4 protein-coding genes are annotated in these 4,513 nt (G+C 69.4%); all 4 read right to left on the bottom strand.

Annotated features, from left to right (window positions below):
* Nucleotides 1–214 precede the first annotated feature (214 nt).
* Complete coding sequence (locus VFM98_RS11120) at nucleotides 215–1,585, bottom strand: alpha/beta fold hydrolase (protein ID WP_325109986.1); 1,371 nt, start codon at nucleotides 1,583–1,585, stop codon at nucleotides 215–217.
* Between the two features lie 128 nt (nucleotides 1,586–1,713).
* The gene (locus tag VFM98_RS11115) at nucleotides 1,714–2,829 is read right to left on the bottom strand and encodes an acyl-CoA dehydrogenase family protein (protein ID WP_325109985.1); all 1,116 of its coding nucleotides are present in this window, start codon (nucleotides 2,827–2,829) and stop codon (nucleotides 1,714–1,716) included.
* 11 nt (nucleotides 2,830–2,840) lie between these two features.
* On the bottom strand, nucleotides 2,841–4,019 hold the full coding sequence (locus VFM98_RS11110; RefSeq protein ID WP_325109984.1) for an acyl-CoA dehydrogenase family protein: 1,179 nt from the start codon (nucleotides 4,017–4,019) through the stop codon (nucleotides 2,841–2,843).
* Nucleotides 4,020–4,045: 26 nt separating this feature from the next.
* The coding region (locus VFM98_RS11105) for a DUF480 domain-containing protein (RefSeq protein WP_325109983.1) at nucleotides 4,046–4,513 on the bottom strand (468 nt) is incomplete at its 5' end.

The raw sequence follows: 4,513 nt of genomic DNA, 5'->3' as shown, positions 1-4,513 counted from the left end.
GCGTGAGCGGCCCCGCCGGCACGGGGTGCGGTTTCGTGCCTGGCGCTGAGCGGCGACAGCCCTGATCGTAGGCTGGCGCTGAGAGGCGATAGCCCGAAGCCCAGCGATCAGCGCGAAAGCGCTGGGCTTCGGGCATTTCCGAGGCTCCCGCCTCGGAAATGCGCTCAGCACCAGCCTACGAACAGCCGCCGAGCCCGTAAGTGAACAGCCGGCGCTAATACGTCAACTCGAGCACCGCCACCTCGTTGTTCACCACCGGCCACGTGCGGCCGGCGATTTTTTCGCCGTTGAACTGGGCGTGCACGGGCTTGCCGGCTTCCAGCAGCTGCAGGCGCGAGCTGGAGACGCCGGCGCCGGGCACCACGCCCGGGGGCGGGGTGCGGTTCTCGAACACGATCTTGTCGCGCTGCGGATCGAAGTAGCCGCGCGGCCGCGTCAGCATCACCAGGGCGATGGCGCGGCGCTCGAAGATCGCGATGCGGTCCGGCCGCAGGTGCACGATGGCGCTGGAACGCGGGAAGGGATTGCGGTAGATGTGCGTCGTCGAGTACCCCGGCGCGGACAGAACGAACTCGTAGGGCGTGCCGGGCCGGGCCTGCAGCGGGCCCCAGGCGCCATCCGCGCCGACGGTCTGCGTCAGCACCGCGTCGCCCCGCCGCTCGCCGGTGGCCGGGTCGGTGGCATACACCTCCAGCTTCGCGCCCGGCAAGGGCAGGTTGTTGGGGAAGGCGCCGCTGGCCGGGTCGGTGGACGAGACGCCCGAACCCGTCACCTTGCCGGAGACCACCACCCGCTCCTCCGGCACGACCTGCAGCGTGGCCGGCGCCTTGCCGGTGAGGAAGCGCCACATGACCCCGAAGGCGGCCGGCGAGAACGCGGTCTCGCGGTGGTCCACCTTCGGCAGCACCACGTTGGTCGCGCCCTTCAGGGCCGGGCCTTCGTAGGTGACGCCGGTGTCCAGCTTGGGGTTGCCGATCCACAGGCCCAGGGGCTGGGCGTACTTGTCGTTGTTGTCCGAGCGGATCGTGAGCCACTTCACCGGGCCGGCCACCTCGTCGCCCTGCGCGTTCTTGGGCGCGTTGAGCGCCTGCAGGAAGGGGCCGTTGCCGGCGAACTCGTTATGGGGTAGCCGCCCCGGCACGTTCCACACGCCGTGGTTCGGCACGCCGGCCAGGATGGCGTGGCTCACCTTGGCGGCGCCGCCGCCGTTCTGGATGTAGTTGCGCACCGCGTAGCCGCCACGCGAGTTGGCGACCAGCACCACCTGGCGCGCGCCGGTGGCCTGCAGCACCTTCTCCACCTCCTCGCGCAGGAAGGCCATGTGCTGTGCGGTGGAGGAGCGGCCGGCCTGCTCCACTTCGTCGTCGTCTCGCGCCAGCGGGTAGGGCTGGTCGGGCGCGAACAGGCGATCGCGCGGCCAGCCGTTCGATTCGAAGCGCCACAACGTGGTCTGCCAGATCGAGGCGGAATCGCCGTTGCCGTGGACGAAGACGATCGGCGGATACGCCGAAGCGGAAGGCCCGGAGGCGCAGGCGCCGAGGATCAGCGCCGCCGGGAGCGCGAGGATCTCGCGTCGGGTGGTCATGGCTTCTTGTTCCTGAAAATGCTCGTTTCGTTCTACTGGGGTTCGCACGCTTCGCGGCGCACCACCAGCCTCCTCCAGAAATGAAAACGCCCGCAAGCCGCGGGCGTTCCGTAAGGGGTGAGACGCCGTCAGGCGAACACGCCGGCGGTGTCCTGCATTCTTGCCGAGACCTCGCCGAGATGGTGCAGGGTATCCCCGAACTCGAGTTCGAGCTGCGTCAACTTCTTGAAGTAGTGGCTGCCCACGTATTCGTCGGTCACGCCGATGCCGCCATGCAGCTGCACCGAGTTCTGGCCGACGAAGCGCAGCGAGACACCGAGCTGGTACTTCGCGCGGGCCAGCGCGCGGCGGCGCTCCTCCAGCGGCGCATTGAGCTTCAGCGAGCCGTAATAGCTCATGGAGCGGGCCAGCTCCTGCTGCATCTTCATGTCCGCCATGCGATGGCGCAGGGCCTGGAAGGTGGAGAGCGTCACGCCGAACTGCTTGCGCGTGTTCAGGTATTCGGCCGTGAGCTGCATGGTGCGGTCGATCGCGCCGACGCCTTCGGCGCACGTCGCAGCGATGCCGATGTCCACCGCGTGCTCCAGCGCCGGCAGGCCTTCCTCGGCCACCAGGGTGGCGGGCGCGTCGCGCAGCTGCACTTCGGCGGCGCGGCCGCCTTCCAGCGTGGGATAGCCGCGGGTGCTCACGCCCTGCGCCGTGCGTTCGACCAGGAAGAGGGCGATCCGGCCGTTGGCGCGGGCGGGCACCAGCAAGGCGTCGGCCTGGTCGCCGGCGGGGACGACGCTCTTGTCGCCGGAGACCTTCCAGCCCTGGGCCCCGCCCTGCGCGGTGGCTTCGCAGGCGTCGAGGCGGTAGCGCGCCTTGCGTTCCTGGTGCGCCAGCACCACCAGCGCCTCGCCGGCGGCGATCTTCGGCAGCCACTCGGCGCGCACGGCCTCGGGCGCATAGGCGCCGAGCACGCCGCTGGCGACCAGCGTCTGCTTCAGGGGCTCCAGCACGATGCCGCGCCCCAGTTCCTCCATCACCACCATCGCCTCGACCGGGCCCATGCCCATGCCGCCCTGGTCCTCGGGCACGTAGAGGCCGGCGAGGCCCAGTTCCGCCAGCTCGCCATAGGCCGCGCGGTCGAAGCCGCCCGCCTTGGTGATGGCGCGCCGGCGCTCGAAGGTGTAGCTGCGGTCCACCCACCTGCGCACGGCGTCGCGCAGTTGTTCCTGGTCGTCGGAGAAGTTGAAATCCATGTCTGCCTCCCTCAGCCCAGCACCGTCTGGGCCACGATGTTGCGCTGCACTTCGTTCGAGCCGCCGTAGATGGTGGTCTTGCGCATGTTCAGATAGGTGGCGGCCAGCGGCGCCAGCCAGGCGGCGCCCACGTAGTCGCCCTGGTAGCCGGCTTCCATCGCCTCCTTGACGAAGGGGATGCCGTAGGGGCCGGCGGCCAGCATCATCAGCTCCGTGTAGCGCTGCTGGATCTCGCTGCCCTTGATCTTCAGCAGGCCGGCGATGTCCAGCGGGTTCTTGCCCGATTTCTCGGCGGAGAGCACGCGCAGCACCAGCATCTCCAGCGCCACCACGTCCACTTCCAGCTTGGCGATCTCGTCGCGGAAGCGCGTGTCGGTGTACATGCCTTCGCTGCGCGCGATGCGCTTCAGGCGCTCCAGCTCGCGCTTGGCGCGGTTGACGTCGGCGATATTGGTGCGCTCGTGCGAGAGCAGGTGCTTGGCGTAGGTCCAGCCCTTGTTCTCCTCGCCGATCAGGTTCTCCGCCGGCACTTCGACGTTGTCGAAGAACACCTCGTTCACCTCGTGGCCGCCATCGAGCATGATGATCGGCCGCACGCTGACGCCGGGCGACTTCATGTCGATCAGCAGGAAGGAGATGCCGGTCTGCGGCTTGCCTTCGGTGGAGGTGCGCACCAGGCAGAAGATCCAGTCGCCGTATTGCGCCAGCGTGGTCCAGGTCTTCTGGCCGTTGACGATGTACTTGTCGCCCTTGCGCTCGGCGCGCGTCTTGAGCGATGCCAGGTCCGAGCCAGCGCCCGGCTCGCTGTAGCCCTGGCTCCACCAGACCTCGCCGCTCGCGATGCCGGGCAGGAAGCGCTTCTGCTGCTCGGGCGAGCCGAAGGCCATGATCACGGGGGCGACCATCACCGGGCCGAAGGGCACGATGCGCGGTGCGCCGGCCAGGGCCGTCTCTTCCTCGAACAGGTGCTTCTGCACCGCCGTCCAGCCCGGGCCGCCGAACTGCTTGGGCCAGCCGTAGCCGAGCCAGCCCTTCTTGCCCAGGATCTTCGCCCAGCGCTGCATGTCATCCCGGGTGAGATGCAGGGCGTTGTGCACCTTGTGCGCGATCTCCTGCGGCAGGTTCTCGCGCACCCAGGCGCGCACCTCTTCGCGGAACTTCTGTTCTTCGGGTGTGAAAGCTAGATCCATCGTCTCTCTCCAGGGCAAGCCGTCATTCAAGCACGGTCGTTCGTCTTCGGGTGTCCAGGCGGTGACAAACCGAGCTGCGTGGCGAGGTCGGTGACCAGGTCGCGCAGCTGCGCCACCTCCTCCTCCAGCGCGCTCACGCGGGCGGCCAGGGCGCCGTTGCCGGCCTTCGCTTCGGCGCTCGCCTCGGCTGCGGCCACGTCCACCGGCCCGCACAGCAGGTGGGCCCAGCGGGCCTCGCGCGCGCCGGCGGCGCGCGGCAGCTGCACCACCAGCGGGCCGCCCTTGGCCTCGGTGCGGCTGCGCAGCTCCTCGAGGAAGGCCTCCACCGAGGAGATGTCGGCGAAGCGGTACCAGCGCTCGCTGTGGATGCGCAGTTCGCCCGCCGTCTGCGGGCCGCGCAGCATCAGCAGGCCCAGCAGCACCGCCGACTGCTCCGGCACCACCATGGCGCGCTGGAAGTTGTGCTCCCAGCGCGTCACCCGGCCGCCGCTGGT

The sequence above is a fragment of the Ramlibacter sp. genome (assembly GCF_035706265.1).
Classification (GTDB): Bacteria; Pseudomonadota; Gammaproteobacteria; order Burkholderiales; family Burkholderiaceae_C; genus Ramlibacter.
The sequence above is the reverse complement of the archived record's forward strand: the minus strand, read 5'-3'. Positions and strand labels throughout refer to the sequence as shown.